The 26,397-nt window shown below is 60.6% G+C and carries 27 protein-coding genes and 1 pseudogene; 8 read left to right on the top strand and 20 right to left on the bottom strand.

Annotation, left to right across the window (positions count from 1 at the left end; genetic code table 11):
- The first annotated feature begins 172 nt into the window (after positions 1 to 172).
- The 6 genes and pseudogenes from VJR90_06945 (at position 173) to folA (ending at position 2,695) form a co-directional block, all read left to right on the top strand.
- Positions 173 to 688, top strand: a complete 516-nt coding sequence (locus VJR90_06945) for a hypothetical protein (protein HKV97202.1) — start codon at positions 173 to 175, stop codon at positions 686 to 688.
- Positions 689 to 772: 84 nt separating this feature from the next.
- A pseudogene (gene thyA, locus VJR90_06940) lies at positions 773 to 1,069 on the top strand (thymidylate synthase).
- A gap of 2 nt (positions 1,070 to 1,071) precedes the next feature.
- Positions 1,072 to 1,410, top strand: a complete 339-nt coding sequence (locus VJR90_06935; GenBank protein ID HKV97201.1) for a tRNA-binding protein — start codon at positions 1,072 to 1,074, stop codon at positions 1,408 to 1,410.
- 35 nt (positions 1,411 to 1,445) lie between these two features.
- The gene (locus tag VJR90_06930; GenBank protein ID HKV97200.1) at positions 1,446 to 1,730 is read left to right on the top strand and encodes a type II toxin-antitoxin system prevent-host-death family antitoxin; all 285 of its coding nucleotides are present in this window, start codon (positions 1,446 to 1,448) and stop codon (positions 1,728 to 1,730) included.
- Positions 1,727 to 2,164, top strand: a complete 438-nt coding sequence (locus VJR90_06925; protein ID HKV97199.1) for a type II toxin-antitoxin system VapC family toxin — start codon at positions 1,727 to 1,729, stop codon at positions 2,162 to 2,164. Before VJR90_06930 ends, VJR90_06925 begins: the two co-directional genes overlap by 4 nt.
- Before the next feature lie 27 nt (positions 2,165 to 2,191).
- Positions 2,192 to 2,695: a type 3 dihydrofolate reductase gene (gene folA, locus VJR90_06920; protein ID HKV97198.1), complete on the top strand. Its 504-nt coding sequence runs from the start codon at positions 2,192 to 2,194 to the stop codon at positions 2,693 to 2,695.
- Positions 2,696 to 2,795: 100 nt separating this feature from the next.
- On the opposite strand, the gene VJR90_06915 is transcribed toward folA, so the two are convergent.
- From VJR90_06915 to lptD, 17 genes are all read right to left on the bottom strand, one after another.
- Entirely contained in the window at positions 2,796 to 3,857 is a 1,062-nt protein-coding gene (locus VJR90_06915) for a hypothetical protein (protein ID HKV97197.1), read from the bottom strand.
- A complete protein-coding gene (locus VJR90_06910) occupies positions 3,854 to 5,218 on the bottom strand; it encodes an NAD(P)/FAD-dependent oxidoreductase (protein HKV97196.1) in 1,365 nt (454 codons plus the stop codon). The genes VJR90_06915 and VJR90_06910 overlap by 4 nt, the downstream gene beginning before the upstream one ends.
- A 301-nt stretch (positions 5,219 to 5,519) precedes the next feature.
- Complete coding sequence (gene kynU / locus VJR90_06905; GenBank protein HKV97195.1) at positions 5,520 to 6,794, bottom strand: kynureninase; 1,275 nt, start codon at positions 6,792 to 6,794, stop codon at positions 5,520 to 5,522.
- Positions 6,791 to 7,570, bottom strand: a complete 780-nt coding sequence (locus VJR90_06900; GenBank protein ID HKV97194.1) for a cyclase family protein — start codon at positions 7,568 to 7,570, stop codon at positions 6,791 to 6,793. Before VJR90_06900 ends, kynU begins: the two co-directional genes overlap by 4 nt.
- Positions 7,567 to 8,655: an amidohydrolase family protein gene (locus VJR90_06895; GenBank protein ID HKV97193.1), complete on the bottom strand. Its 1,089-nt coding sequence runs from the start codon at positions 8,653 to 8,655 to the stop codon at positions 7,567 to 7,569. The genes VJR90_06900 and VJR90_06895 overlap by 4 nt, the downstream gene beginning before the upstream one ends.
- A 13-nt stretch (positions 8,656 to 8,668) precedes the next feature.
- Entirely contained in the window at positions 8,669 to 9,298 is a 630-nt protein-coding gene (locus tag VJR90_06890) for a hypothetical protein (GenBank protein ID HKV97192.1), read from the bottom strand.
- Positions 9,299 to 9,312: 14 nt separating this feature from the next.
- Positions 9,313 to 9,834 carry a 3-hydroxyanthranilate 3,4-dioxygenase gene (locus VJR90_06885; GenBank protein ID HKV97191.1) on the bottom strand — a complete coding sequence of 174 codons (522 nt, stop codon included), beginning with the start codon at positions 9,832 to 9,834 and terminating at the stop codon, positions 9,313 to 9,315.
- Positions 9,835 to 9,930: 96 nt separating this feature from the next.
- Positions 9,931 to 10,350: a Rid family hydrolase gene (locus VJR90_06880; protein ID HKV97190.1), complete on the bottom strand. Its 420-nt coding sequence runs from the start codon at positions 10,348 to 10,350 to the stop codon at positions 9,931 to 9,933.
- Positions 10,343 to 11,788 carry an aldehyde dehydrogenase gene (locus VJR90_06875; GenBank protein HKV97189.1) on the bottom strand — a complete coding sequence of 482 codons (1,446 nt, stop codon included), beginning with the start codon at positions 11,786 to 11,788 and terminating at the stop codon, positions 10,343 to 10,345. Before VJR90_06875 ends, VJR90_06880 begins: the two co-directional genes overlap by 8 nt.
- 24 nt (positions 11,789 to 11,812) lie before the next feature.
- Positions 11,813 to 12,652 carry a symmetrical bis(5'-nucleosyl)-tetraphosphatase gene (locus tag VJR90_06870; GenBank protein ID HKV97188.1) on the bottom strand — a complete coding sequence of 280 codons (840 nt, stop codon included), beginning with the start codon at positions 12,650 to 12,652 and terminating at the stop codon, positions 11,813 to 11,815.
- Positions 12,653 to 12,731: 79 nt separating this feature from the next.
- Positions 12,732 to 13,115, bottom strand: coding sequence for a Co2+/Mg2+ efflux protein ApaG (gene apaG / locus VJR90_06865; GenBank protein ID HKV97187.1), 384 nt, complete (start codon positions 13,113 to 13,115; stop codon positions 12,732 to 12,734).
- A gap of 271 nt (positions 13,116 to 13,386) precedes the next feature.
- On the bottom strand, positions 13,387 to 13,824 hold the full coding sequence (locus VJR90_06860) for a universal stress protein (GenBank protein ID HKV97186.1): 438 nt from the start codon (positions 13,822 to 13,824) through the stop codon (positions 13,387 to 13,389).
- Between the two features lie 61 nt (positions 13,825 to 13,885).
- Positions 13,886 to 14,656 carry a 16S rRNA (adenine(1518)-N(6)/adenine(1519)-N(6))-dimethyltransferase RsmA gene (rsmA, locus tag VJR90_06855; protein HKV97185.1) on the bottom strand — a complete coding sequence of 257 codons (771 nt, stop codon included), beginning with the start codon at positions 14,654 to 14,656 and terminating at the stop codon, positions 13,886 to 13,888.
- 86 nt (positions 14,657 to 14,742) lie between these two features.
- Entirely contained in the window at positions 14,743 to 15,741 is a 999-nt protein-coding gene (gene pdxA, locus VJR90_06850) for a 4-hydroxythreonine-4-phosphate dehydrogenase PdxA (GenBank protein ID HKV97184.1), read from the bottom strand.
- Between the two features lie 17 nt (positions 15,742 to 15,758).
- A complete protein-coding gene (locus VJR90_06845) occupies positions 15,759 to 17,162 on the bottom strand; it encodes a peptidylprolyl isomerase (GenBank protein ID HKV97183.1) in 1,404 nt (467 codons plus the stop codon).
- A gap of 245 nt (positions 17,163 to 17,407) precedes the next feature.
- Complete coding sequence (locus tag VJR90_06840) at positions 17,408 to 17,950, bottom strand: hypothetical protein (GenBank protein HKV97182.1); 543 nt, start codon at positions 17,948 to 17,950, stop codon at positions 17,408 to 17,410.
- Positions 17,951 to 18,036: 86 nt separating this feature from the next.
- A complete protein-coding gene (lptD, locus tag VJR90_06835; GenBank protein HKV97181.1) occupies positions 18,037 to 20,274 on the bottom strand; it encodes an LPS assembly protein LptD in 2,238 nt (745 codons plus the stop codon).
- Positions 20,275 to 20,353: 79 nt separating this feature from the next.
- On the opposite strand from lptD, the gene VJR90_06830 reads away from it, so the two are divergent.
- Together VJR90_06830 and VJR90_06825 are read left to right on the top strand one after the other, a co-directional pair.
- Positions 20,354 to 21,346, top strand: a complete 993-nt coding sequence (locus VJR90_06830) for a phosphotransferase (protein HKV97180.1) — start codon at positions 20,354 to 20,356, stop codon at positions 21,344 to 21,346.
- Positions 21,343 to 22,014, top strand: coding sequence for a nucleotidyltransferase family protein (locus VJR90_06825; GenBank protein ID HKV97179.1), 672 nt, complete (start codon positions 21,343 to 21,345; stop codon positions 22,012 to 22,014). The genes VJR90_06830 and VJR90_06825 overlap by 4 nt, the downstream gene beginning before the upstream one ends.
- On the opposite strand, the gene VJR90_06820 is transcribed toward VJR90_06825, so the two are convergent.
- The 3 genes from VJR90_06820 to VJR90_06810 form a co-directional block, all read right to left on the bottom strand.
- A complete protein-coding gene (locus VJR90_06820; GenBank protein ID HKV97178.1) occupies positions 22,001 to 23,710 on the bottom strand; it encodes a hypothetical protein in 1,710 nt (569 codons plus the stop codon). The two genes, VJR90_06825 and VJR90_06820, sit on opposite strands and share 14 nt — an antisense overlap.
- 58 nt (positions 23,711 to 23,768) lie before the next feature.
- Entirely contained in the window at positions 23,769 to 24,572 is an 804-nt protein-coding gene (locus VJR90_06815) for a hypothetical protein (protein HKV97177.1), read from the bottom strand.
- A 65-nt stretch (positions 24,573 to 24,637) separates the two neighbouring features.
- A complete protein-coding gene (locus VJR90_06810; GenBank protein ID HKV97176.1) occupies positions 24,638 to 26,353 on the bottom strand; it encodes a hypothetical protein in 1,716 nt (571 codons plus the stop codon).
- Positions 26,354 to 26,397 lie beyond the last annotated feature (44 nt).

Raw genomic sequence — 26,397 nt, 5'->3', positions numbered from 1 at the left:
CGGCCTGAGGTGAGTGTACCGTCCCGTGGAGGCAGATATCCCACTTAGTGCGCAATCCGTAGCAGATATCGAGGAGAAGGCACTCGCTAAATGGCTATTCACTAGCCCATTGGTGCCGCGGACAGTACTAGAAGTACTCGGGTTCGACGCGCAATGTAGAGTAGCTCTCGAGGTGAATAGTTCGAGTTTTTTGGGGCAGAGAAGTTTGCCTGGTGATATCGATGTGCTCGTCAAACATGCACTTCGTTCCAATATAACTACTGCCATCGAGTTCAAAAGAGTTAAGATTCCGGCGCGCGCTTTCTTAACCGGATTGCCAAATAAGATTCGCGATTTGGAACACGGAGTGCATCAGGCAAACGCCCTGCGCAGCCTGGGCTTCGCCCGTGTCATCCTATTAGTGGCAATAGTGACGGATGGTAGAGAGCGATCTCACGTCAATTGGGCCTATCGAGGTCCCACTTCTGGTCATCTGAGACGAATTCGCAATTTCCCTGGCCGCGATCGCCTCGATTCGGGGGTTGGTCTAGGGTTTTTGGAAATCACCCAACCAGCTGACAAGCCTATTGAGGCGGCAGGCAGTATAGGCGTTTACTTTCAAATAGAGCCGGCCTTGCACGCGCAGAACTCGCGCATCTCACAGGCGGTGAATATATGGTTTTCGTCCCCAAATGCGGCCAGCAATTGACTCTGTTTTGAGCAATGATCCCTTTGGTGGCGTGATAAAATTTCAACTAACCTATTGATTGGTGCGTGTATTGTGCTGAATTCGAGTAGCCAAAACTTCCTCGGCGTGCCGTTCAACATCTGTTCCTACGCGCTGCTCACCCACATGCTCGCGCAGCAGACCGGCCTGCAGGCCGGCGAATTCATCTGGACGGGCGGTGACTGCCATTTGTATGTCAATCATCTGGAGCAGGTGGACGAGCAGTTGACACGCAAGCCGTATCCCCCGCCGAAACTGATCATCCAGCGCAAACCGGCGACGCTGTTCGATTACGTTTATGAGGACTTCGAGATCGCCAACTATCAAAGCCATCCGGCCATCAAGGCGTCGGTGGCGGTGTAAACATGAATACCATCAGCTGGCAGGATTTTGAAAAGTTGGAACTGCGCGCCGGCACAGTGTTGGCTGCCGAACCGTTCCCCGAGGCGCGAAAACCGGCGTACAAATTGAAGGTGGATTTTGGTCTGGAAATCGGCATCAAGCAGAGTTCCGTGCAGATCACGGTGCATTATCGGCCTGAGGAACTGGTCGGGCGGCAGGTGCTGGGGGTGGTGAATTTCCCAGCCAAACGCATTGGACCGTTCATGTCCGAGTGCCTGATCTGCGGCTTCTATCGCGACGACGGTAGCGTGGTGCTGGCGGTGCCGGAGCGGCCGGTGCCGAACGGTGCAAAGCTCGGTTAGCCACGACGGATGTTGTGGCCACGAAATGTGTTACCATGAGGTCACATAATGAATCCGATGTGGTCACCATGAATATTTCGGTGCGTGAGCTGAAGAGCCGACTTTCCGCCTATCTGGCCCGTGCGCGCCAGGGCGAAACGCTGGTGATCACCGCCCGGCGCAAGCCCATGGCAAGGCTCGGGCCGCTGCCGGCCGCTGAGGCGTCGGGGATGGCGGGCGTGCAATGGAGCCGCGGCAAACCCGTGCGCTTCCTCGAAAGCCGCGGCAAGGTCCATCTCAAGGGTGAGCCGGCGGCAAAAGCGGTGCTGGAAGATCGGTGATCCTGTATCTGGATACTTCGGCGCTGGTGAAACTCTACGTGACTGAGGATTACAGCGATCTTGTGCAAACAGCCGCCAAGGCGGCCGATTCGCTGGCCTCCTCAGTGGTCGGCTACGTCGAGGCCCATGCGGCATTTGCACGGTTGCACCGCGAACGGCTCCTGAGCGGACTACAGCATGAGCTGGCGCGCCAGCGTTTCAGGGAGGATTGGCGCGACATGCGGCGCGTCGAAACGAGCGAGGTGGTGCTGGAGCGGGCGGCGGAACTGGCCGAAGCATTTTCCCTGCGCGCTTACGACAGCATACATCTCGCCGCCGCAGATTATCTCGCACGTGCGGCAAACGAGGCGCTGGTATTTGCGTGCCACGATGCCGCGCTCAACAAGGCTGCCAAGGTGCTCGGCATGCGCCTGCTTGACAGGCCCGTCAAATGACCACGCGGCATCGAAGGCCCTAATCGGATGTCTCTGGCCCTCATCGTCGCCGTCGGCGAAAACAATGAGATCGGCATGCACGGCAGGATGCCGTGGCATCTGCCGGCGGACCTCAAGCACTTCAAGGCACTTACGCTCGGCAAGCCGGTAATCATGGGTCGCAAGACCTTCGAGGCCATTGGCAAACCCTTGCCTGAGCGGCGCAACATCGTGGTAAGCCGGAACCCGGCGTGGTACGCGCCCGGCTGCGAATCCGCGGCGTCGCTCACCGATGCGATGGTGCTGGTGGCCGGTGTGCGGGAAATCATGCTCATCGGCGGCGGCGAGCTGTACCGCGAGGCGCTGCCGCGTGCGCAACGGATTTACCTCACGCGCGTACACGCGCGCTTCGAGGCCGACACATTCTTCCCTGTGCTCGATCCCGCCGAGTGGCGTGAAACGGTGCGTGAGGATCACGCTGCCGATGCGCGCAATCCTTTTGCCTACTCTTTCATTACTCTGGAACGGCGCGTGCCTGCCAGTCTGGCTTGATGATATTTGTAGGAGCGGCTTCAGCCACGATGGATTTTTGGAATCGCGACTAAAGTCACTCCCACAACTTCCTGTCCGTGCATCACAGACAAGGATTGATTCAGGAACTGCTGCGCAAGTAGGCGGCGGTTGCTTCGAGTATGGGGACTTCGCGACATAACTTTTCGGCCCAGTTCAGGCCGTTCTGGATTTCGTCGTGGAACTGCCGGCAGGCATCCCGCAGTTCCTGTGCGCGCTGGCCGGGGTCAAAGGCCTGTGTCGGGATTTTCGAATAACTGTGCATCAGCGGGCCGGATACCAGTTTCCCGATTTGCCCGGCAGAGGGTTTGAGGCGGAAGTGGTCCGCGACACCGGTCAACTTTTCCGCAGGGTTTTTGAGAAAGTCGTCGAAATTCAGCAGCCGTGCCTGTTCCGGGACCGCCTTGACCGTGCGGTCGAACAACAGCATCAGCGTGAGCCATTTAAGCGCGACTTGTTGCGCATCGTCGAGGTTGGCCAGGCGCAGGTCGTCGCGGCCGGTCAGGCGGCAAAAGTCGGTGGTCCAGGCCGGCGAACTGGCATGGATGCTGTCGCGCAGGCTTGGACTGCGCAGCATCACGGCCAACAACGATTCCAGGCGGATGTACAGCAACAACATCCACGGGGAATGCTGCGCATCCGTAGGTAATGCTTCCAGCAGGTTTCCTGCGGTGCTGGTGACCTTGATGACGGTACGGTCGCCGGGACGAAAGGTGCGGGCCAACGCCCGCGTCGCCAGCTCGAAGTACTGCTGCCATTGTGTTTTGCTCACCCATGACGACGGCCGACCCAGTTCGCGGCGGGTCATGGCTAGCGTGAGCAGTGACATGGGCTCGCGTATCGGCAGGTTGCCGGGCAGCTCGGCCAAAAGGCGCGATATCAGCGTGGAGCCGCAATGGCCAACCTGGAAAATAAAGTGTGAGCTTGGTGGGGCAAGTCCATCGAGAGTTTCCACCAGCGCATCCAGCGGGAACCAATAGCCTTCCATCTGCGGCGTGAACATGCGGTCGTCGAGAAACGAGGCGTCGCGGTATAACTTTTCGCTGACGCGCAGCACCAGGCCGCGCTTGTTCACCAGATCGAGATTCTGGAGCATGCAGTCGGGGCCGTTGCGCAGGCCGGCGAGCAGCGGATGATTGTTCATGCTTCGATGGGCATGTCGCCGAGTCTTTGGGCAATGAGTGTATCAGCCCGCTCCAGGTTTATCCGTTCGAGGCGGTCGGTATCGCGGGTCAGTTCGTCAAGTATGCCCTGCTGGATCGCGCCGCGCCGCCGTGCTTCGGAATAGGACAGGTGATGGAACATCACCATGGAGTAACGCGGCACGAACACACCGGGATGGCGTTCTTCCAGCAGGAATCCAAGCTTTTTCTGCAGGTGAAATTTCGGGTCGCGTACCGCATCGCGCATTTCCGCATAGTTCTCCAGCGCCATTGCGGCAATGGCTTCCGTGTCCGGACGCCGTTGCCGTTCGAATTCCGCGAATACCCGCTCCCAATCATCGCCGTGCTTGCCGATATATTGATCGAGGATCAGGCAATCCTCGAACGCGCAATTCATGCCCTGGCCGTGGAACGGCACGATGGCGTGGGCGGCGTCACCCAAGAGCAGAAGCTTGTCCTGCACGTGCCAACGCGAGCAGTGCACCGTCCCCATGAGGCCGGTGGGATGACGGTAGAACTCGGCTTCGAGATCGGGTAGCAGCGCGAGTGCGTCGGCGAAATTCTGCTTGAAGAACGCAAGCAGTGCGGCCGGCTTCGCGAGCGTGCCGAAGCTGGGTTCGCCCTCGTTGGCCAGGAACAGGGTCGCGGTAAAACTACCGTCCAGATTGGGCAGGGCAATCAACATGTAGCCGCCGCGCGGCCAGATGTGCAGCGCCTCACGCTCCATCTGATGTTTCCCTCCGGCTCCGGCAGGGATTGTCAGCTCTTTGTAACCGTGAGGTAACAGGTCTTCCACCACTTTCACGCCGAGATGTTTGACCAACGCTTGCCGCACAGCTGAGCCGCCGCCATCGGCGGCAATAATTGTGGCACGCGCTACGCTGTGCGCGAGGTTTTTTCGCTCGTCATGCAAATACAAACTGCCAGTAGCGAAATCCAGGTCGGCACAGCGGTGTTCGAACAGAATTTTTGCGCCGGCCGCTTCCGCCGCGTCCATGAGCAGATGGTTCAAGCCGGGGCGAGAAACCGAATGGATGACTTCCGCAGGCGTGCGGCCGTAAGGAGCGAGTGTTAGCTGGCCGCGTTCGTCGTGGAGCATCCGGCCGCGCATGGGAATCAGCAGTTTTCTGACCGGTTCGTCCAGTCCCACCGCGCGCAAGGCACGCAGGCCGCGGTGGGCGAGCGCCAGATTGATGGAGCGCCCGGCGGGAATCGCGTGGCGGCGCATGTCGGGATTGCGTTCGTACATGGTCACCCGGAAGCCGCGGCACGCCAGGAAAATGGCGAGCAGGCTGCCGGCCAGGCCGGCACCGATGATTGTGAGTTCCCTTTCAGTTCGCATTTGTGAGTGGGCCGTGCAGTGTTAATGCGGTCAAATGTGCCATGTGAAGGTGAAGGTGAGGCGTGAGGTCGCTCGCTGCGCTCGCTGGTGAGGAGTGATGATTGGGCCGCTTACTTTACAAAGCGCGAGGCGCCCGACCTTACCGCCTCACTCCTCACTTTTTCACTAAGAACGTCTAACAAAATGAGCCCCGTGACAAATCCCCCTGCGCGCAAAGCGCGCACCCCCCCTTTGTAAAAGGGGGGTGAGGGGGGATTTCAAATGTGCCGGGTGGTCTTTGTCACACATTCTGTTAGACGTTCTAAGTATTCAATACTTCTCCAAGTATTTCCGCGAACCGGTATACATCGGCGTAGGTGTTGTACAGCGGCACCGGCGCCACACGGATCACGTCGGGTTCGCGCCAGTCTGTGGTTATCCCGCGCTCTTCCAATTGCCGGAAGCTTTCGCGTGCGTGTTGCGTGGAACCACGCAAGCGCAGTGACAACTGACAGCCGCGCTCGGCGGGATTGCGCGGCGTGAGGATCTCCACATCCTTCGCCAGGCGCAGATCGAGCAGAAATTCCAGATAAGCGGTGAGCCGCAGGGATTTTTCCCGCAGCCGCTGCATGCCGGCTTCATCAAAAATTTCCAGCGAAGCGAGCAGCGGCGCGAGCGCCAGAATCGGCGGATTGCTCAGCTGCCAGCCTTGGGCGCCTTGGATGGGAACAAATTCGGGATCCATGCGAAAGCGCGTGGTTTTGTCGTGGCCCCACCAACCGGCGAAGCGCGGGCGCTCGAAGTCACGCGCGTGGCGTGCGTGCACGAAACAGCCGGCGACCGAACCGGGACCGGCGTTCAAGTATTTGTAGCTGCACCATACGGCAAAGTCTGCGCCCCAGTCGTGCAGTTGCAGCGGCAGGTTGCCGGCGGCGTGTGCGAGGTCAAACCCTGCCACGGCACCGGCCGCGTGCGCGGCGCGCGTCAGGCGCGCGATATCGAACGCCTGCCCGCTGTAGTACTGCACGCCGGGCAGCAGCACCAGCGCAAGGCGTTCGCCCTGCTCGTGGATGGCCGCTTCGACTGTGCCGGTGTCCAGAGTCGCGCGGCCGGTCTGCGGCGCGAGTTCGACGAGGCTCGCGTCCGGATCGAAGCCGTGGAAACGAATTTGCGATGCCAGCGCGTAACGGTCGGAAGGGAAGGCGCCGCGTTCGATCAGAATCCGATTGCGCGTAGTCGTGGGGCGGTAGAAGCTCACCAGCATCAGATGCAGGTTGGCGGTGAGCGAGTTCATGTTCACCACTTCCTGCGGCTCGGCACCCACCAGGCGTGCGGTCTTGTCCGTCAGCAATTCGTGGTAGGGCATCCAGGGACGGCGGCCGGCGAAATGTGCCTTCACCGCCAGCCGCTGCCAGTCTTCCAGTTCCTCGCGCAGATAGCGCTCGGCGGTTTTCGGTTGCAGGCCGAGCGAATTGCCGCAAAGGTAAACTTCTTCGCCGTCCGCGTGGCGGGGAATGTGAAACTTTTCGCGGTAATGAGCCAGAGGATCATCTTGATCGAGTTGCGCCGCGAAAGCGGCGTCGGCCTGGAAGTTCATGCAACCTCCAGCGGATAGATGATAGGGCGACTCGGTGCGGCGTCGGTCATGAAGGGCGGCAGTTGCAAGTCCAGCAGGTAGTAGCCGTCGGCGGCCTCGTCGGGCACGTAGATCATCTCGGTAACCGTGCAGTGCGGGCGGGTGGCACGCGCGCCGCGGCGCTCTCCGGGCAACAGACCCCAGAACGCATAGTGCGCCGCGAGCCTGCCCGCGTCGTGCATGGGGTCGAGCGAGGGCAGGTCCGTCAGCAGGTGCTCGACGCCGATGCCGGCGCACAGGCCCATGGCCGCCGGCTCGAACCAGGGCGTGCCGTCGCCATAGCGGCGCGTGAGTTTTGCCGTGTCGTTGGGCAGGGTGCGCACGATGAGCGCGGCGCGCATCTGGCCATCGCTGAATTTGGCGAGCGCGTTTTCCAGTTGCCGGGCAGTGATTACCTGTTCGCCCGCGCGCCGTTCCGTGCTGACGCTGATCAACGTGGCACCGTGCAGGCTGGTGCGGGAGCTGGCCGGCGGCAGTCCGTCGTGGGTCACGTGCGCGACACTTTCAGTGTGCGTGCCGTTGCAGTGCGGCGTCAGGTGCAACGTACGCACGTTGCAACTGCCGCCGTGCCGCGTGTCGCCGGTGAATCCGCCGGCTTGCAGCGTCGTAGCGTTGGCTGGTGGCGCATCGAAGAAAGACGGCTGCGGTCCGTCGAATTGCAGTGGTATCGCGAGGCTGATGCCGCGGGCCTTGTCTGTGGCATAGCGCTGACCGCCGATTTCGATGATGATCTTCATGCGGCGAAGCGCGTGCGCGGCAGCTTGAGCCAGGCGAGGGCGGTGCCGTGCAGCAGGCGCTCCCGGGTCTTGCCGTCAAGCTGCATGGATTCAATGAGCGCACCGGGCGCATGTTCGCCCAGGGAGAAAGGGTAATCGCTACCGAGCGCAATGCTGTCGGCGCCCATGAGGTCGAGCATGTAGCGCAGCATGCCGGGATGGTGCACTAACGAATCCACGTAGAAGCGGCCGAGATAGCTCATCGGGTTTTTCTCATTATCCACGGCACAGAGATCGGGGCGCACGCGGAAACCGTGTTCGATGCGGCCGACGGTGGCCGGGAAGGAACCGCCTCCATGGGCAAAGCATACCCTGAGCTTCGGCAGGCGCTCGAATACTCCGCCGAAGATCATCGAGCAGATTGCGAGCGAGGTTTCTGCCGGCATGGCCACGAGCCAGGGCGTCCAGTATTTCTGCATGCGTTCCCTGGCAAACATGTCCCAGGGGTGCACGAAGACCGCCGCGTCCAGCGCCTGGGCCGCCTCGAACACCGGGAACAGCTTGGGATCATCGAGGTTCATGCCGTTCACGTGCGAGCCAATCTCGACGCCGGGCAGCTTCAGTTCCTTGACGCAACGCTCCAGCTCGCGAACCGCGAGATCGGTGGACTGCATGGGCAAGGTGCCCAATCCGACAAAGCGCTGCGGATGTTCGGCGGCAACGGACGCGACGTGGTCATTCAACAGGCGTGAGAGATCGAGCGTGTCTTTGGGCTTTGCCCAGTAGCTGAACATGACGGGCACGGTGGAAAGCACCTGCACGTTGACACCGTGCGTGTCGCATTCGCGCATGCGCACCTTCGCGTCCCAGCCGTTGGCTTCAATTTCGCGGAAAAATTCCCCGTCACGCAGCATGTGTGCGCAGCCGGGGCCGTGGTGCTCCAACTGGATGAAGCCGCCGTAGCCGTAACGTTTCTTCAGATCAGGCCAGTTCTCCGGCAGGATGTGGGTATGGACGTCAATCTTGAGCGTCTGTTTTCTGGATTCAGCACGCTTGGCGGTGGCGCTTCGCTGCGCAGGCGCGGCGAGAACAGTATGTACAGTCATTGGCAGGCGGGCTTCATTGCGACGTTTTGGGCTGAGTGCCTGCGACCTGTGTAACATCGGCGTCAACAGTTATCCAGGTGACGTGAAGATCCTTGTGTTTATCGAAATATGCCACCAATTGGTCGCGCTCAACGAAACAGTACTCGCACCACGGTGCCCAATATTCAAGTACCGTGAATTTTTCGGTTGATTGCGGTTTGTAGATAGGAAAATTGCCATCAGGGACCAGTGGCTCGAGCCAAGCACGCAGCTGCTTCGCGTTTCGTAGTGGCACAGGAGATGAGAATGCATGGTCTAATTGGACCGCAAGGTCATTGGATACGGCTGTGCGCGCGAATATTTCCCGTCCCCTGTTGTCAAATAGATAAAGCTGAGGTAGCACGAACACGCTGGTAGTAACACTGACTGTGCCGTGTTTACCTGATTTATTTGCCTGCGTTACTTTCGTTGCCCCTTCTTGCATTACTTTCTGCATCGCCGCTTGAACTTGCGCCATCAAAACCTTTTCCGGGACCTTGTAGTGATACAAGCTGACTGTAGCGGGTAGGTGGCGGAACCCTGCGTAAAAATCAGGAGTTGCTGCCGAGATTGAACCTGCTAAAAGCCCACACAGTATGATTAAAACGTTTAATCGTGATTTCATTATGTGCACCTCCGCTACCCCTTCTTTGGGACTTCCATCGTAACGCCACATTGCCTGCAAGTTCTGTGTTGCAAGCTGCCGAAGAAGCGGTCAAATACCGGCGGAAACTGGGTCTCGATGTTCTCGAGGCGGAAGTATTCCTCGTACAATTTTTGGTGGCAGTTTTCGCAGAACCACAGCAGGCCATCCTTCTCGCCCGGCAACCGCGGGCGCTCGATCACCAGACCCACGGTATCGGGATAGCGCTGCGGCGAGTGCAGGAAATGCGGCGGAATCAGCAGGATCTCGCCCTCACGGATGGGGATGTCCACCGGGTTGCCATTCTGCATGGTCTTCAGGAGCATGTCGCCCTCGACCATGTAGAAGAATTCCTCGCCCGGGTCGTCGTGGAAATCCTTGCGCGCGTTGGGGCCGCCCACCACCTGCACCACGAAGCCGGTCTCGGTGTAGATGCGCTTGTTGCCGACCGGCGGCTTGAGCAGTGCACGATGCTCGTCAATCCAGCTTTTGAAATTGATGGGCGTCAGGTCCCACATGGCTGTTTCCTATGATTCCACAATTTATCCGGCATTTTACCCCCTCACCCTTGCCTCTCCCCCTGAAGGGGGAGAGGGGACGATGACCATTGCGGTCTATATGACCGCAATGCACTTCAATTCGATGGCGATGGGCGTAGGCAGGGCGGTGACTTCGACGGTGGTGCGGGAGGGCAAGTTGTCCTTGAAATACTCGGCATAGATGCGATTGTAGGCGGCAAAATCGCGCTGCATGTCGGTGAGAAACACGGTCACGTCCACCAGCTGGTTCCAGCTCGAGCCGGCATCTTCCAGGATCAGGCGCACGTTCTCGAACACCGCGCGGCACTGCGCTTCGATGTCGTGATCCACGACTTTGCCGTGGGCATCCAGGGTCACGCCGGGAATTTCCTTGCTGCCACGCTTGCGCGGGCCGACGCCCGACAGGAACAGTAGATTGCCTACGCGGCGCGCATGGGGATAGGGTCCCACGGGCTCGGGCGCTCTTGCCGACTGGATTCTGTCTGAATTATGCATATTTGATACAAACGTTTCGCGCTTCGGTAAAAAATCGCATGGCTTCCCAGCCGCCCTCGCGGCCGGTGCCGGATTGTTTCACGCCGCCCATGGGCACGCGCAGATCGCGCAGCATCCAGCAATTCACCCAAATCAAGCCCGCTTCGAGCCGTGCGGCGACGCGGTGGCAGCGCGAATTATTCTCGCTCCATAAGGACGCGGCGAGGCCGTAGGGCGTGCTGTTGGCCCAGGCGATGGCCTGGTCTTCGGTATCAAAAGGAATTAGCGTGACCAACGGGCCGAAAATCTCCTCCTGATTGGTCCGGCAGTCGTGCGGCAGGTTTTCGATGACCGTGGGTTCCACGAACCAGCCTGTGGTGCAGCGGCCGTTCAGATTCGCGCGCCGCCCGCCGCAGAGAATTTTGCCGCCCTCCTTGCGCGCGAGATCGAGATAGCCCAGCACTTTTTGCAGATGAGCTTCGGAGATCAACGGGCCCTGTTCGGTGCGCTCATCCGCGGGATCGCCGAGCCGCAGCTCTTTTGCGTGCTGCACAAAAGCTTGGCGGAAGCGCTCGTACAGACTGCGTTCCACCAGGATGCGCGAGCCGCACAGGCAGATCTCACCCTGGTTGGAAAACGCCGCGCGCACGCTTTCCGAAACCGTGCGCTCGAAATCGCAGTCGGCAAACACGACCGTCGGATTCTTGCCGCCCAGTTCCAGCGACAGTTTCTTGAACTTGGGTGCGGCACGGCTCGCGATGTCGGCGCCGGTTTTGGTGCCGCCGGTGAAGGATATGGCTTTTACGTCCGGGTGTTCCACCAGCAGTGCCCCGGCCTTGGGCCCCAGGCCGTGCACCACGTTGAGCACGCCCGCCGGCAGTCTGGCCTCGATGCAGAGTTCGGAGAACAAGTACGCCGTCATGGGCGTGAGTTCGGAAGGCTTGGCCACCACGCAGTTGCCGGCGGCGAGCGCCGGTGCGAGTTTCCAGGTGAACAGATACAGCGGCAGGTTCCACGGCGAGATGCAGCCCACTACGCCCAGGGGCGAGCGCAGGGTGTAATTGATGGCGCCGGATTCCATGGCATGGGACTCGCTGGCGAACTGGGTCGCGGCCGCGGCAAAGAAGCGCAGATTGGCGACGGCGCGCGGGATGTCGAGGCTGCGCGCGAGCGCCACGGGTTTGCCGGAATCCATGCTTTCGGCGTGCACCAGTTTTTCCAGATCGCGCTCCACCAACGATGCGAGTTTGTGCAGCCATGCGCCACGTTCGGCGCTGCTGGTCGCCGACCATTTTGGAAACGCGCGCTGGGCCGCGGCGACGGCATTGTCTATGTCGGTCTTGTGGGAATCCGGAATGCGCGCGTAAGGCTTGCCGGTGGCCGGCTCAAAATCCTCCAGCCAGCCGCCGGAGGCGGCGGGGGCGAGTTGGCCGTCAATATAGTTGGCGAGTTTTTCCATGGCGCCTGATTCTACCCTTGCTGTCTAGCCAGTCTTTGGCCGCTGCGCGCCGGGGCAGTCCACGCAATACCAGCCGCCGCTGCCGTCGCCATCCAGGCGCAATGCCGATAACCGCCCGCCCCACACGCAGCCGGTGTCCAGCGGGTAGACGTTATGACCTTTCACTACGCCGACCGTGGACCAGTGGCCGAAGATGACGTGCAGCTCGGCACTCTTGCGCTCCGGCACTGCGAACCACGGCAGAAAGCCGTCGGGCTGCGAGCCTGGTGCACCTTTGCTGGTCAGGTCGAGATCGCCATGCGTGCTCACGTAGCGCAAGCGCGTGAAACAGTTGACGCTGAAGCGCAGGCGTTCGATGCCCTGCAAATCCGGCGACCACCGGCTCGGCTGGTTGCCGTACATGTGACGGAAGAATTCCGCGTAATCGGCCGCACGCAGTGCGGTTTCCAGTTCGTGCGCGCAGTCGCTGGCCGTGGCCAGGTTCCACTCCGGTGGCAGACCCGCGTGCACCAGCGTGAAGCCGAGCACCGCGTCGTGATGCAGCAAGGGGCGGTGGCGTAGCCAGTGGAGCAGGTCGTCGCGATCCGGCGCCGCCAGCACCGCATCCAGAGTGTCGGCGGATTTGTGCCCGTGCACGCCCGCGGCCAATGCCAGCAGGTGCAGGTCGTGATTGCCAAGCACGCACACAGCGCGTTCGCCCAGACTCTTCACGAAGCGCAGCGTGTCCAGCGAATTGGGTCCGCGATTCACCAGGTCGCCGGTAAACCACAGCCGGTCTTCGGCGGGATTGAACTTGATGCGCGTCAGCAGTTGCTGCAGCTCGTCGTAACAACCCTGGATGTCGCCGACCGCGAAGATCGCCATTATTGCGTGCTACTCTGCTTTGGCCCCCTCATCCTGCTTCTCCCCCTCTGGGGGAGAATGGACAAGGAGAGGGAAGGTATCAATGCAACAGGCCCGGCACCGCCAGACGGAACGGCGCGATGGGCGCGTCGAAGTGCTCGCCCTGGTCGTTGACCATCTGATAGGCGCCCTGCATGGCACCCACCGGGGTTTCGAGAATCGCGCCGCTCGAATACCTGAAGCCTTCGCCGGGCTTGAGGTAGGGCTGCTCGCCCACCACGCCCTCGCCGCGCACTTCCTGCACCTTGCCGTTGGCGTCGGTAATCAGCCAGTGACGGGTGAGCAGCTTGGCCGGCACCGAGCCTTCGTTGCGGATGGTGATGGTGTAGGCAAATGCAAAGCGGTTCTGGGCCGGATCGGACTGGGCCGGCACAAACGCGGTTTCCACATCCACGCGGATGCTGTTGGGGTTCAGATTCGTCATGGCAAATGGAAGGCTGAAGCGACCGCGGTATTTTACCGGAATTGCCGCGGTTATCGGCAGCTAACTCAAACGCACCGCCAGGACATCGCAGGGGCGAGATCGGGATTCCTGCGGGAATGCCGGTGGCATTCCCGCCCGATCGAGCGCCCGGCCATGTAAGGCCGGGCTGGTTGGCTCACCAAGGATGAGCCGGTGCATCAGGCGAAGTACTGCTTCACTCCGGCGAGCGGCCAAACATGGAAGTTTGGAATGGTGGACATGCCAGGGACGGTTATGGATTAAGCCTCACCGCCAATACGTCACACGGCGCTTTATGTACCAGCGATTTTTCCGTCGAGCCCATGAGCAACGCCAAGCCGTGACGGCCGTGACTGCCGAGCACCAGCAGGTCAGCCTGCTCTTCGGCCACCACCCGCAGGATTTCCGCTTTGATGTTGCCGACTTCGACGCGCGACTTTGCGTTTCGCAGACCCAAACTAGCGCACAAGGCGCTTAGCCGCTGACGTGCGCCTTTTATCAGTTCGCCATCCACGTCCACCGGCGGCGGCAGCAGCGCCTCGCCGGCCGGATCCACCGGGATGAATTCCACCACGTGCAGCAGACTGAGCTTAGCGCCAAAGCGCTCGGCCAGCTCCCGGCCGCGGCGTGCCACGACCTCGCTGTCCTGCGTCAGGTCCACGGCGGTGAGAATGTGCTGATAGCCGCTCATGCCAATTCTCCGGGTGCGGGCCTGCCAAGTATACGGAGGTGGAGTCCGGATACCAGCCTGATCAGCGCGCCGCAAGGCGGGCATAATCACCGGCGCTCAGGGTTTCGGGGCGCGCCATGGGATCCAGGCCGGCCGCGCGGATGGCGGCGTCGTCCCGCAACCCGCGGAGCGCATTGCGCAAGGTCTTGCGCCGCCGGCTGAAGGCCTGGCTTACGAGCTGCGCAAAGTGCGCCCGGTCGGCGATTTCGAAGGGCGGCGTGATGTATGGCGTCAGGCGTACAAAAGCCGATTCCACTCTGGGTGCAGGCGTGAATGCGCCTGAGCCGATGCTGAACAGCGGCTCGACTCGGCAGCGTGCCGTGAGCATTACCGTGAGCCGGCCGTAGTCTTTACCGCCGGGTTTTGCCGCCATGCGCTGCACGACTTCCTTCTGCAGCATGAAGTGCATGTCGGTAATGGCCGCGGCGTAATCCAGCAGGTGGAACAGGAGCGGCGTGGAGATGTTGTAAGGCAGGTTGCCCACGATCCGGATCTTTCCTCCCGCCGGCGCGAACGCACCGAAGTCCGTTTTGAGCGCGTCTGCCTGGATGACTTGCAATTCGCCCTTGCCTTGCGCTGCGGTTTGAAGTCGCGGTATCACGTCGCGATCCAGTTCCACGGCGGTGAGCCGTCCGCAGCGCTCCAGCAGTGGCAGCGTCAGCGCGCCCAAGCCCGGACCGATTTCGATCAGTGTGTCTCCCGGCTGCGGATTGACCGCCAGCAGGATTTTCCTGATGACGTTGCGGTCGTGCAGGAAATGCTGACCAAAACGCTTGCGGGGACGGTGTTCCATTCAGTCCCCCTCACCCTTGCCTCTCCCCCAAGGGGGAGAGGGAGTAAGGAATTTGAAGGGCGCGTGTTGACACTGGCGGATGATATCTAGTGTCCCGCTCTTGCATTTCGAACGATCGCTAACGCCATTTCTACCGCCGCTTCCAGACTGGAATGTTCGGCACGGCCGCTGCCGGCGAGTTCCAACGCCGTGCCGTGATCCACGGAAGTGCGGATGATGGGCAGGCCAAGCGTGACGTTCACGGCGTGACCAAAACCCGCGTACTTCAGGACCGGCAAGCCCTGATCGTGGTACATGGCGAGCACCGCGTCCACATTTTTCAGGTGTTGCGGACTGAATGCGGTGTCGGCGGCCACCGGGCCCGTGAGCTGCAGGCCTTGCGCGCGCAGCGCGTCACACACCGGGGCAATCACCTCGATTTCCTCCCGGCCCAGGTGGCCGCCTTCGCCGGCGTGCGGATTGAGGCCGAGCACCAGAATGCTCGGTGTGGCAACGCCGAATTTGCTACGCAATTCCGCATCCAGCACGCGCAATATGTGCGTGAGCGAGTCGCGGGTAATTGCGCGCGGCACCGCCAAGAGCGGCAGGTGGGTGGTGGCGAGCGCTACGCGCAGCGCGCCGGCCGTAAGCAGCATGACCGGTGCCGGCGCACGGCAGCGCTCGGCCAGGTATTCGGTGTGGCCGGTGAAGGGCATGCCGGCGTCGTTGATGACGCCCTTGTGCACCGGCGCGGTGACCATGGCGTCGAACTCGCCACTCAGGCAACCGGTAATTGCGCGATCCAGCAGATCGAGTACGTAGCGTGCATTGGTTGAATTCAGTTTGCCGGCCGTAACCGGCGCACGCAGATTGATCGGCAGTACCGTCAGATGCTGTGCAATGTGTGCAGTGCGCTGCGCGGGAACGTAGTCGTTCAGGCTGAGATCAAGCCGCAACTGGCGTGCGCGTGCGGCGAGCAGTTCCGGATCGCCGAGTGCAACAATGTCGCAGTTGTGGGCGCTTTGTGCCAGCGCCAAGCAGATATCCGGACCGATGCCCGCGGGCTCGCCGGTGGTGAGCGCGATGCGCGGGAGGGTTGCGGGCATGGCGTGAGCGGTGCGGCTCAGCTTTCCAGATGGTATTCGATGAAGGCGGAATCCTTGAGCTGGCTGAGCCACTGCTGGATGATTTCCTCGGATTTGCGTGCATAGATCGCGTCATACGCTTTGTTCTGCGCATATTCCGCGGTTTGGTCCACGCTGCGGCGGCCCAGAACCTGCACGATGTGCCAGCCAAACTGGGTCTTGAACGGCTCGCTGATCTGACCCACCTGCAGTTTGTCCATCTGGGCCGCGAAGGCGGGAACCATGGCATTGGGATCCACCCAGCCCAGATCGCCGCCGTTGTTGGCCGAGCCTGGATCCGCGGAATACTGTTTGGCCAGGGTTGCGAAGTCAGCGCCGGCCAGAATCTGCTTGCGCAGCTCCGCGAGTTTCGCATCGGCCTGGGCGTCGCTCATGATGGCGCTGGTGCGGATCAGAATGTGACGCGCATGCACTTGTGTGATTTCATGCTTGCCGGCGGCCGCAATCTTCACGTCATCCAGCCTGACAATGTGAAAACCGCTGGGACTGGAAATCGGCGCGCTGATGTCGCCGGGTTTCATCTGACGCACCGCGTCGGCGAAGATCGTGGGCATTTCCGATCCCTTGCGCCAGCCGAGATCTCCGCCCTTGAGCGCCTGCTGTCCCTGGGAATATTCCACGGCCGTAGCGGCAAAATCCGCACCGTGTTTGAGTTTTTGGTAAACATCCTCGGCCTTGTTGCGCGCCGCCGCCGCCTGTTCAGCAGTGGGATCGGCGGGAATGGTGATCAGGATCTGGGACAGATGGTATTGATTGTCGGCATCGCCGTTGGCAGCATCGGCATCAAGCTGTGTCTGCACTTCGCGCGGGGTGATGTGCATCTGGTCGTTGACCACCTGCTGTTCGAGCTGGTGAATGATCAACTGGTCGCGCAGGTCCTTGCGAAAATCGGCGTAACTGATGCCTTGTTCCTGCAGCTTGGCCGGCAACTGCGCAAGGGTCAGGCCATTGCGCTCGGCGATGCGGCTCAAGTTCTGGTTGACGGTGTCATCGCTCACGCTCACGCCCTTGCTGTCCGCCATCTGCAGTTCGAGCCGCGTCATGACCATCTGGTCGAGCACCTGTTTGCGCAGCACATCCGCCGGCGGCAACGCCGTGCCCTCGGCCTGAATCTGGCGGGTGATGTCCGCGACGCGCTGGTCCAGCTCGCTGCGGAGGATCACCTGGTCGTTGACCACCGCCACCACGCGGTCGAGCAACACCCCGGTGTGCTCGGCCTTGGCGATGGCGGCCGCCACCGCCGTGGCCTGAGCCGGCGCCTTGTTCATCACTGCGGTGGCGCTGACGTTGGGGCTGGCTTTGGGCGGCTGGGATGCACAGCCCTGCGCCAACAAGGTCACGGCAGCCAGGGAGATGGCCAGGAATCGCACGGGTATCTGCATGGGGAACTAACCTGAATTACTGCATGGAAGAGGAATCCGAATAACCTAGAATACCATCTTGCAGGGCACTCTTAAATCTCTTGGTCTCTTCAGTAAATCGCTTGCGCTTCATCTCGGAACCTCCCAAGAGTGAATTTCCAGGGTAATCGCGCGTCGCGACTGGTACCAATTACGTCGATGTTACGCCCTGTACACTACAACGCAGAGTTATTATGGCAACACTAACGTGGTTGCGTTTCCACGTTTCAATAGTGTGTATAAAGGTTGTCTTTGGCACAACGCCACGCGTAGCAATATTTCATGCCTAAAATCTTGTCCGGCACCGTATGACCGTAGAAGTTTATAAACAAGTCCTGAGAGTAAGCTGCGGGAGCCTGCACAATCTCATAGTAATAGGTGTGACCGGCTGCAAAGGTGAACGGTGCTGGATGGCCCGTGCCTCTATGGTCATCGAACATGGCAGTTAGTGTGTAGATTCCTGGCTTCAATTCAATCCATGTATAGGAACCACAGGGATGTGCGGAGAAAGTTATTTGCGTGCATCCCACAACGGCAATCTCAATACCATTTTCACTACCTTCAAGAACTGCGACTGGAGTGCTCCAGTTAGTAGTGGTAAAGAAATGTCGTTCCTCTTTCGGGAAATAATAGAAATACACAAGGGCTTTATCCTTGGGTACGAGAGGTTGCACCTGTGACCGGAATTGATCCTGCACCGGCACCGTTACCGCTGAAGTAGCACAACCCGCCAGTGTCGAAGCGAGGAATAAACCAACATAAGCTTTCATAACTTGTTTTCTCGCAAATAGCTTTCCAAGAGACACCTTGAAACCCGATCAAAATCAGGGTGATTCAACCCTGTATTTTTGGGAAATCAGTTGTTGGTGTTTGAATCTGAATAACCCAGTATTCCATTTTGCAGAAAATCCTCGAGATGCCGGCCGATGCTGGTTAGCCCCTTGAGCTGCAACTGGAAGAAAATTGCGGTGTTGGCCTGGCCGGTCTGGGTGATGTAGCGGCGGTGCACCACCTGGAACGCCCAGCAGCAGCTGTCGTATTCAAAACCGGCGAAACTTTCCAGCGTGATCCGGTTCTGCACATCGTAGTTCCAGCGACCCACGACGCTCCAGTGCTGCCCGAGCGGCCAGGCGAACGAAACGTCGGTCTGCTTCATGTCGAGTTGGCGGTTATAGCGGTAGGCCAGATTGAGCACCTGATGGAACGCGGGGTGGTACTGGACACCCACGGACGCCAGATCGGTCTGGCGGGTGGTGGGATCCCACTGCTGGCCGTAGCTGGTGGACCAGTTGTCGTTCAGGTTCAGCGTGAGGTCACCCACCACGTCGGAGAATATATTGGTTTGCGGCGCCACGCCGGGCAGCTGTACGTCGCGGTCGCGGAAGTAGCGGATTTGACCGAGGTTGGCTTCCAGCAGTTCCGAGCCGTCCTCGGCATTGAGCAGGCGGCTGGTGAGCGCGTAGGCCAACTGGTTGGCGTCTGCTTGCCGATCCGCGCCGTAGAAGCTGTTGTCGGTGAACAACTGCAGAAAGCTGAACTGTGGCTGGAGGGTGTCGAAGAGCGGGATCTGGCTCTGATCGCGGTAGGGCACGTACAGGTAAAACAGCCTGGGCTCCAGAGTCTGCAAAAAGCGGCTGCCGATATCGCGCTGGAAAAACAGGCCGCTGTCGAGACTCAGGATGGGGGTAACGCGCGCGAGGTTCGTCTGCATGCCCGCGGGGATATTCTGGTTGAAATCGTACTCGGTGAGGCGCAGCGCGGCCGTGGGCGTGAAATACCCGCCGGCACCGCCGAAGGTGTAACTGGCGCTCGGTTTGAGGTCCAAGCGCGCGGCGCCGATGCGCTCATCCTGCTGGAACTGGTCGAATTCGGAGTACAGGGAAAATTGCGCGGCCCCCAAGTCCGGGCTGCTCTGCCAGGTGAGCACCGATTGCGGCAGCCGCTTGTAGGGATAACTGCTCGCGGGAACCGTCGGGTCCACGATCTGCCATTCCTGCAACTGTGTGAGGAAGGTCCATCCGGAATCGGGCAGGCCGAAGCTTACCGCCGCATGACGCTCCTGCGTAGTGGTAGCAATGGTCGCAAGGCTGTCGCCCAGGTCCTGGAAATACAGATTGTCGGATACCCAGTTGTAGGCCGTGTTGAAATTCCAGCCGAGCGCAAGCGGCGTGCTCTCGGAAAAGTTCAGCAGACCGCGTTCGTGATCGGCGAGCTTGTCGTGCGGCAGAAAGGTCGCATCGATTTGTCCGCGGCTGCCGCCGAACGTAAGCCAGCGGAATTCCCCGCCCAGGTCCACGCCGCGCTTGGTGATGATGCGCGGCGCGAAGGTGGCATCGTAGTTGGGCGCCAGATTGAGGTAATACGGCGTGCTCAGGTCCGTGCCGGTGAACGTGGAAAAACCGAACGACGGATCCAGGAAGCCGGACTTGCGCGCGTCGTTCAGGGGAAAATTGATGTAGGGCGTCCAGAAAATCGGCACCCCGAAGAAATCAATGGTGACGTTGTGGCCCACGCCGGTGTTGGTTGCCTGGTTCAGTTCCAGATCGGGCGCGTTCAGCATCCAGTCGTGGCGGCCCACCGGACAGGTGGTGTAGTGCACATCCGTCAGCAGATCGTGGTCCGGGTCGAGCGCCTGCAGCAATTTGGCCGTGCCGCGGCCGTGGCGTTGCGGCAGGCTGAATTGCGCGTCATTGAATACACCGCTGGACTTGTTGAGGTTGTAATCCGCCGTCGGGCCGTTCAATTCGAGATTGGATGAGGTGAAGCGCACATTGCCGCTGGCATGCGTGTCGCCGGTGTTGCTGTTGTATTGCATCTGCTCGGCGGTCATCTGCTTGTTGCCCTGCGTGGCCTGGACGTCGCCGCTGAGCAGGGATTCGCCGTGCACGTAACCGGTGAGTTGCTCCGCGCTCACGTGCGTCGGTGGATTGGCGGTGACTGCGGCCGGCGCGGGCGTGTGCGTCGTGGCCGCAGTCGCGGGAATCGGGCAGGTGGCCCACTGGTTGTAACCGATGGTGCCCGGAGGGTTGTCGGCGTACAGCGGCGTGCAGGCAAACAGGGCGGCGGCGATGACCAGCGCGCGGCTCACATTCACCTGCAAACTCCCGGAGCGATGGGCGACACGCGGTACAATCGCACACTTTATTGAAGGGTTCAAACGCGGGAGTCACTGCATGTCGGACAGGTTTCAGGAGCTGCAAGCCTGGACCGCACAAGCTCTGCAACGTGCAGCGGTTGACCTGCAGGCTTTGCCGGCGGACGCGAGTTTCCGCCGCTATTTTCGCGTGCAGGATGGCGCGCGCTCCTTCGTGGTCATGGACGCGCCGCCCGCGCGGGAGGACTGCCGGCCATACGTGAAGGTAGCGGGTTTGCTCAAGGCGGCCGGCCTGCACGCACCGGAGGTACTCGCGCAGGATGTGGCGCGTGGCTATCTGCTGCTCAGCGATCTCGGCCGACAATGCTATCTGGAAGCACTGCAACGCGGTGACGCCGATACGCTGTTTGCGGATGCCATCGGCGCGCTGGTCCGCTGGCAAAGCTTCAGCCGTCCGGACGTGCTGCCGGAGTACCAGCGCGCGCTGTTGCGGCGCGAATTGAACCTGTTTCCGGAATGGTACCTGGCGCGCCATCTGGGGGTGACACTGGATGGCGCCGGGCAGGCGCAAATGGATTCCGTATTCGGCTTGCTGGAGGACAGTGCGCTCGCGCAGCCACGGGTTTTCGTGCACCGCGACTACATGCCCCGCAATCTGATGGTGAGCACGCCCAACCCGGGAGTGCTGGATTTCCAGGATGCCCTGTACGGGCCGATTACCTACGATGTGGCCACGCTGTTCAAGGATGCATTCATTTCCTGGAGTGCCGAGCAAATCGAGCGCTGGCGGCGACAGTATTGGCAGCAGGCGCGGGGTGCGGGCTTGCCACTGCCAGAGTTTGGCGAATTCGAGCGTGCCTGCGACTGGATGGGCATGCAACGGCACTTCAAGGTATTGGGAATTTTTGCCCGCCTCAACTATCGCGACGGCAAGCCGGATTACCTCAAGGACACAAAGCGCTTCCTGAATTACGTGCACGACACCGCTGCACGGTACCGCGAATTCACGCCGTTGTTGAAATTGCTGGACGCGGTGGAAAACCGCGCGGCGAGTACGGCGGTCGTCACATGATGGTAATGATTCTGGCTGCCGGGCGAGGCGAACGTCTGCGGCCTTTGACTGACACCATTCCCAAGCCGCTCATCGAAGTGAATGGCAAAACGTTGATCGTCCGCCACCTGGAGCATTTGCGTGCGGCCGGCTTCACGGAAATCGTGATCAACGTTGCATGGCTTGCGGAAAAGATTAAGGCGCGGCTAGGCAGTGGTTCACAATACGGTGTGCATATACGCTATTCCGATGAGCCAGAAGGCGCACTGGAAACCGGTGGCGGCATCCTAAAGGCTTTGCCGTTGCTCGGACCCAAGCCGTTCCTCGTAGTCAGCGCGGACATCTACACGGATTTCCCGTTCAGCAGTCTGAAGACCGCGTTGGCGTGCGACGATCTGGCGCATCTGGTGATGGTGCCGAATCCACCGCATCACCGTGACGGTGACTTTGTCCTCGATACTCATAGTCGGCTACAGGCTGAAGGCGCTCCGCGATTTACGTATGCGGGTATCGGCGTGCACCGCGCGGAATTCTTCAGGGAATGCCAGCCGGGGCGATTCCCCATGCTGCCCTGGTGGCAACGCGCCATGCGCGCAGGGCGGGTGAGCGGGGAACTGTACTCCGGTCGCTGGCATGATCCCGGCACGATGGAGGGTTTGCGGGTACTGAGCGGGATTAGTATTGGTTAATGGCCAGACCAAAATAGGGACTTGAAGCGCTGGTGCCGATCATGACAAATTCGTCATCGGTTATCGGGTATAGCGCAAACGGCACCTTGTTGCCATTCACCGTCAGAGTAGCGGTGCCGCGCACGGCACCGGTCAACAGGTAATTGCCATTCCACATCACCTCTGGCGTTGCCTGACCGTTATTATTCTGAAAGATGTAGCCACCGAGTATCCCTGCATCTGTGCCATCGGTCAGCAGATTCCCGAGGATTGCATCCAGAGAACCCTGTCCAGTCTGGCTGGCCAGCACCACGCTGTAATTACTGTTCAACTGTGCGTTGGTAAAGATATTGCCTCCGGTTTGTAGCATGACCGTACCTGCTGCGGCAACGGCGGAGTTGCTGGTCATGAATTGGGCCTGCTGCGGAGAGATCTGGTAAAACACATACGCTAGAGGCGCTCCCGATCCCTGATTATTGATAAGAAGAGTTCCACGGCCGTTCACAGAGCTATCGAAGGTATACGTACCGCCGGTCAGCAATCCGGCCTGCAGGTTGCCTGGCATGTTGATGTCCTCGGTTACGCCGCCGAGGTTGCCCATGCCGTCGGGATTGAATTGCCCGGCCTGCACGAAAGTTCCTGTGAGACTTGCGCCGCTCATCGTGAACACGTACGGGCCATCAAGCGAGGCTGCTGAGTAGGCAATGGGCTGCTGGGCATACAGGCCGCCGGTTATCGGCGCGGAGGGGTCGGTCGAGAGCAGGGCCAGCTGGCTTGGGGAGATGACATAGAAGCTGAACAGATGCGCGCCGGTGTCCGTTACGCTGAGCGTGCCATGGGCATTGCTGTCAAATGTGTAACTACCGCTGACGGCGGTGCGCGTTAGTGGCGCGGGTCCGTTGACGTCCTCAGTGCCCGACGGGATGCTGCCGGACGCGATGGCATTGAGCAATGCGAGCCGTGTGAATGCCTGGGATGCCGCGTTTCGACCGTTCGCAGCCAGTACCCATGGTCCGGTGAGTGCATTCATGTTGGCGGCACTTCTATCCTGGAGCCATATCGTACCGGTGAGCACCATGTTGCCACTTATACTGAGCAGCTGCGCGCTGCCCCCGGCTCGGAATGCATACCAGCACTCAAGCGGACCGAAAAAGATGCGGCCGGTGCCGTTATCAAGTGCGAGGACACTGTAGCTGCCGGTTAGTGACGATTTGATTTGTACGCTTGCACCGTTGTTGATGTCCGCCAGCAGATTGCTCAAATGGCCCTTGCCGTCGGCGGTGAATTCGCCGATCTCGGCAAATGGCTTTCCCTGATTGAATCCCTTGAGACTGAATACATAGTTTCCGTTCAGGGAAACCGCAGAAAACGCGACATTGAGCACGACAGAGCCCGACGTGTTGTCCGCGTTCTGCTCAACGGCGGTGATCGTGATAGTGCCACCTGCAGGGGGCAGATTCGGAGCCGTATACAGGCCGTTCGTGGAAATGCTGCCGACCGTGGCGTTGCCGCCGGTTGTGCCGTTCACCTGCCAGATAAATGTCATACCACCATCGCTGGCCGTGGCGGTCATCTGCTGGGTGGAGCCGGCGAGCACGAGTGCGACCGAGGGCGAGACGCTCACGCTGGCATATACAGAGGAACCGCCGGAACCCCCACAGGCGGCGAGCGCCAGCACGGCGGCGGCCAAAACGTGGAATCTCACAGTGAGCGACATGTACGTTGGTCTGCAGGCCTGTACCGGAATTTTACACTTGCGCACCGGCGGCCCCGCTTTACTGCAACTTGAGTTCCGCGGTGTAGGCCACGCTCAGCCCGAAGATTCCAAGTTCGAGGTAGGTGCCGGCGGCAGAGCCGAAATTTCCCGACACGGGTATGGAACTCAGGTATCCCAGGCCGTTCATCACGCCCGGGCAGCCGCTGCCGGTGGCGGTGTAATTCACGTAAAACAGATTGGATTGGGGATCCTGCTGCACCACGCTGCCGCTGAGGGCGCAACCGTTGGCGTCGTTACCGGTGAAGCTGCCGTTGGTGCTGAAGATAAGATCGGTTGCGGTGCTGGCCTTGCCCAGGTAGAAACCGTCCCACTGGCCCTGCAGTCCCGCGACCGATGGCGTGCCGGTGTAAGGGCTGCTGGTGGTCAGGTTGAACGTGCCGTTCAGGCCGGTGGCCAGGCCCGTGGTGGGATCAACCGCCGTCAGCGTGCCCTGCATCGCCGTGGAGGTGCTGGTGGATGCGTACTCTCCTTTTACCTGGAATGTCACTACGCCCGTGCTTTTGGGGAAGCTGGTGCCGGGCGCCGGGCTTCCGATCAGCAAGGAGGTGAACGGCGTGGTATTGGGTACCGATTGCAGCATGAAAACATTGCCCTGGTTGTCGGCAAAATAGCCGAAGCCGCCCGCGGACACGGCGCCGGTGGCTGCGACCTGACTGCCGCCGTTGAGGCTGTAGGTTCCCGACCAAGGACCCGGGACCACGAACAGGATCGCCGCGGGCGTACTGGGCGAACTGCTGGAGCCTCCGCAGCCTGCGAGTGCCACGGCGGCCAACAACGTTGCAAGAACCGTTAAGCTTTTCATTACCATGGGATATTCACGCCTCTGCGTCACTTGCAGCAAAATCCACATGCAGGCATGCCGCCTGCTTAGTACTGGCCGACCAGCAAGCCGGTCACCGGAGTAGCACCGGCGCCCAGCACAATGATCGAGCCGGCATTGACGGGGTAGATGGCAAAATTGGTACTGGCACCGCCGTTGGTGGTCAGCGTCATCAGGCCGCGTGTCGAGGTGGTGGTGGTCGGCGCTGTTATCGAGTACACCCCGGCGACGGACAGCTGGCCGGATGCGGTGCCGTTGGTATTCTGGTTTTCAAACCCGACGATGGCGCCAAGCCCGTTGAGACTCATCACCCCGACGGCAAGATTCGGGGTGGCGCCGACCGGGCTCGCCAGGGACAGGGTGAAGTTTCCGTTGTACACCGCGGTGGAAAAGCCGCCGGATTGCAGCAGCAGCTGGCCGCTGGCGTTGATGCCGGGGTCGCTGGACAGCAAGTACGCGGAAATCGGCGTAATGGCGTAAAACACGTAATTGCTGGTTCCGCTGGCAGCGCTCAAGGTGACCGTGCCGCGGCCATTGGCGCCGAAGGTGAAGTTTCCGGTCAACGTCTGGTTGCTGGCGGGGATTCCACCCACATTGAGATCGGAGGTCCCGGCGCTGATGCTGTCGGCGGTGGTGGTGCTGGTGGCAAACCCCCCGGCCGTTCCAAAGGCTGCGCTGCCGCTGCTGCCAGCGGCGTAGAACACATAGCTGCCCGTGAGCGTGGTGCTTGCGGTTACCGACTGTTGCTCGAAAGCCGAGCCACTGAGATTGCCCTGCGCATCGGTCTCGATGAATTCCAGCTGACCGGGTGACACGATGTAGAAACTGTAGGTACGCGTGCCGGCGGCATCGGTGAAGCTTGCGGTGCCGCGCGCATTGCTGCCAATGCTGTAGGAGCCGCTGAGCGGTTCGTTGGCAATGCTGCCACCCACGTTCAGATCCTGTTCTGCAGTGCTCAAAGTATTCGAGCCGTCGGTCACAAAGATGCCAATGGCGTTGACGGATGTGCCGGACGCATCGTTACCGCTTAAACTGAACACGTAAGGCGCATCCAGACTGGTGAGCGTCAGCGCCGTGGACTGCTGGGGATAGAAAATGCCGCTCGCGGCCGTACCGTTATCCGTGCGCATGACCACCGCCTGTCCCTGGGTATTGAACGCCAAGTCCAGGGTGATGGTTCCCTGCGAGCTGGTGAATGTGGCAATGCCGATGCCGCTGGCGTCCATGAAGTAACTGCCGGTGAACGGCAGCGCCTGGAATACACCGGCGGACCCGTTGATGTCTTCCACGCCGTTGCTGATTTGGCCGTTGTTGGCGCTAAAGCTGCCGACCACGGACCACGGGCTGCCCGCTTGCACACCCTTCAGCGTGAACACGTAGTTGCCGTTGAGCGAAGCGTTGGAAAACGTTATGCCGATGGTTACCGAGGTGGCGGCCGCCGGATAGGCTTGTGGCGAGGCGCTGATCACCACCGCTCCGTTGGACGTGGGCATGTTCGGTGCGGTGTACAGCCCCTGGGGCGTGATCGTGCCGACGACGCTGTTGCCGCCGGGGATGGAATTCACGTACCACAGCACCGTGGTATTGCTGCTGTTCGACACCACGGCATTGAGCTGCAACTGGCTGCCGGCCGCGATCGTGGTAGCGATGGGGGTCACCAGGGTGATGGTCGGCGTGATCACCTGTGAACTGCCACCGCCGCCGCAGCCGGCGAGCATCAGGATCATGGCGAGCAGGCACAGTTTTCTTGGTATCGCAGGCATGCGGTGTTGGGCTCCTGTAGTGTCTTTGCGCCGGAACTGTGCAA

It is taken from the genome of Gammaproteobacteria bacterium (genome assembly GCA_035279405.1).
Taxonomy (GTDB): domain Bacteria; phylum Pseudomonadota; class Gammaproteobacteria; order Natronospirales; family REEB76; genus REEB76.
This window is presented reverse-complemented; position numbering and strand designations above follow the sequence as displayed.

What these genes read in the sequence shown, in the direction of transcription:
- VJR90_06815 (HKV97177.1), bottom strand. Translation starts at nt 24,572, where the DNA reads ATGAAAAGCTTAACGGTTCTTGCAACGTTGTTGGCCGCCGTGGCACTC.
- VJR90_06840 (HKV97182.1), bottom strand. Translation starts at nt 17,950, where the DNA reads ATGAAAGCTTATGTTGGTTTATTCCTCGCTTCGACACTGGCGGGTTGT.
- rsmA (HKV97185.1), bottom strand. Translation starts at nt 14,656, where the DNA reads ATGGAACACCGTCCCCGCAAGCGTTTTGGTCAGCATTTCCTGCACGAC.
- folA (HKV97198.1), top strand. Translation starts at nt 2,192, where the DNA reads ATGTCTCTGGCCCTCATCGTCGCCGTCGGCGAAAACAATGAGATCGGC.
- VJR90_06860 (HKV97186.1), bottom strand. Translation starts at nt 13,824, where the DNA reads ATGAGCGGCTATCAGCACATTCTCACCGCCGTGGACCTGACGCAGGAC.
- VJR90_06820 (HKV97178.1), bottom strand. Translation starts at nt 23,710, where the DNA reads ATGTCGCTCACTGTGAGATTCCACGTTTTGGCCGCCGCCGTGCTGGCG.
- VJR90_06845 (HKV97183.1), bottom strand. Translation starts at nt 17,162, where the DNA reads ATGCAGATACCCGTGCGATTCCTGGCCATCTCCCTGGCTGCCGTGACC.
- VJR90_06880 (HKV97190.1), bottom strand. Translation starts at nt 10,350, where the DNA reads ATGCATAATTCAGACAGAATCCAGTCGGCAAGAGCGCCCGAGCCCGTG.
- VJR90_06875 (HKV97189.1), bottom strand. Translation starts at nt 11,788, where the DNA reads ATGGAAAAACTCGCCAACTATATTGACGGCCAACTCGCCCCCGCCGCC.
- VJR90_06910 (HKV97196.1), bottom strand. Translation starts at nt 5,218, where the DNA reads ATGCGAACTGAAAGGGAACTCACAATCATCGGTGCCGGCCTGGCCGGC.
- VJR90_06895 (HKV97193.1), bottom strand. Translation starts at nt 8,655, where the DNA reads ATGACTGTACATACTGTTCTCGCCGCGCCTGCGCAGCGAAGCGCCACC.
- VJR90_06935 (HKV97201.1), top strand. Translation starts at nt 1,072, where the DNA reads ATGAATACCATCAGCTGGCAGGATTTTGAAAAGTTGGAACTGCGCGCC.
- VJR90_06885 (HKV97191.1), bottom strand. Translation starts at nt 9,834, where the DNA reads ATGTGGGACCTGACGCCCATCAATTTCAAAAGCTGGATTGACGAGCAT.
- kynU (HKV97195.1), bottom strand. Translation starts at nt 6,794, where the DNA reads ATGAACTTCCAGGCCGACGCCGCTTTCGCGGCGCAACTCGATCAAGAT.
- apaG (HKV97187.1), bottom strand. Translation starts at nt 13,115, where the DNA reads ATGACGAATCTGAACCCCAACAGCATCCGCGTGGATGTGGAAACCGCG.
- VJR90_06825 (HKV97179.1), top strand. Translation starts at nt 21,343, where the DNA reads ATGATGGTAATGATTCTGGCTGCCGGGCGAGGCGAACGTCTGCGGCCT.
- VJR90_06890 (HKV97192.1), bottom strand. Translation starts at nt 9,298, where the DNA reads ATGAAATCACGATTAAACGTTTTAATCATACTGTGTGGGCTTTTAGCA.
- VJR90_06930 (HKV97200.1), top strand. Translation starts at nt 1,446, where the DNA reads ATGAGGTCACATAATGAATCCGATGTGGTCACCATGAATATTTCGGTG.
- VJR90_06810 (HKV97176.1), bottom strand. Translation starts at nt 26,353, where the DNA reads ATGCCTGCGATACCAAGAAAACTGTGCCTGCTCGCCATGATCCTGATG.
- VJR90_06900 (HKV97194.1), bottom strand. Translation starts at nt 7,570, where the DNA reads ATGAAGATCATCATCGAAATCGGCGGTCAGCGCTATGCCACAGACAAG.
- VJR90_06870 (HKV97188.1), bottom strand. Translation starts at nt 12,652, where the DNA reads ATGGCGATCTTCGCGGTCGGCGACATCCAGGGTTGTTACGACGAGCTG.
- VJR90_06915 (HKV97197.1), bottom strand. Translation starts at nt 3,857, where the DNA reads ATGAACAATCATCCGCTGCTCGCCGGCCTGCGCAACGGCCCCGACTGC.
- pdxA (HKV97184.1), bottom strand. Translation starts at nt 15,741, where the DNA reads ATGCCCGCAACCCTCCCGCGCATCGCGCTCACCACCGGCGAGCCCGCG.
- VJR90_06830 (HKV97180.1), top strand. Translation starts at nt 20,354, where the DNA reads ATGTCGGACAGGTTTCAGGAGCTGCAAGCCTGGACCGCACAAGCTCTG.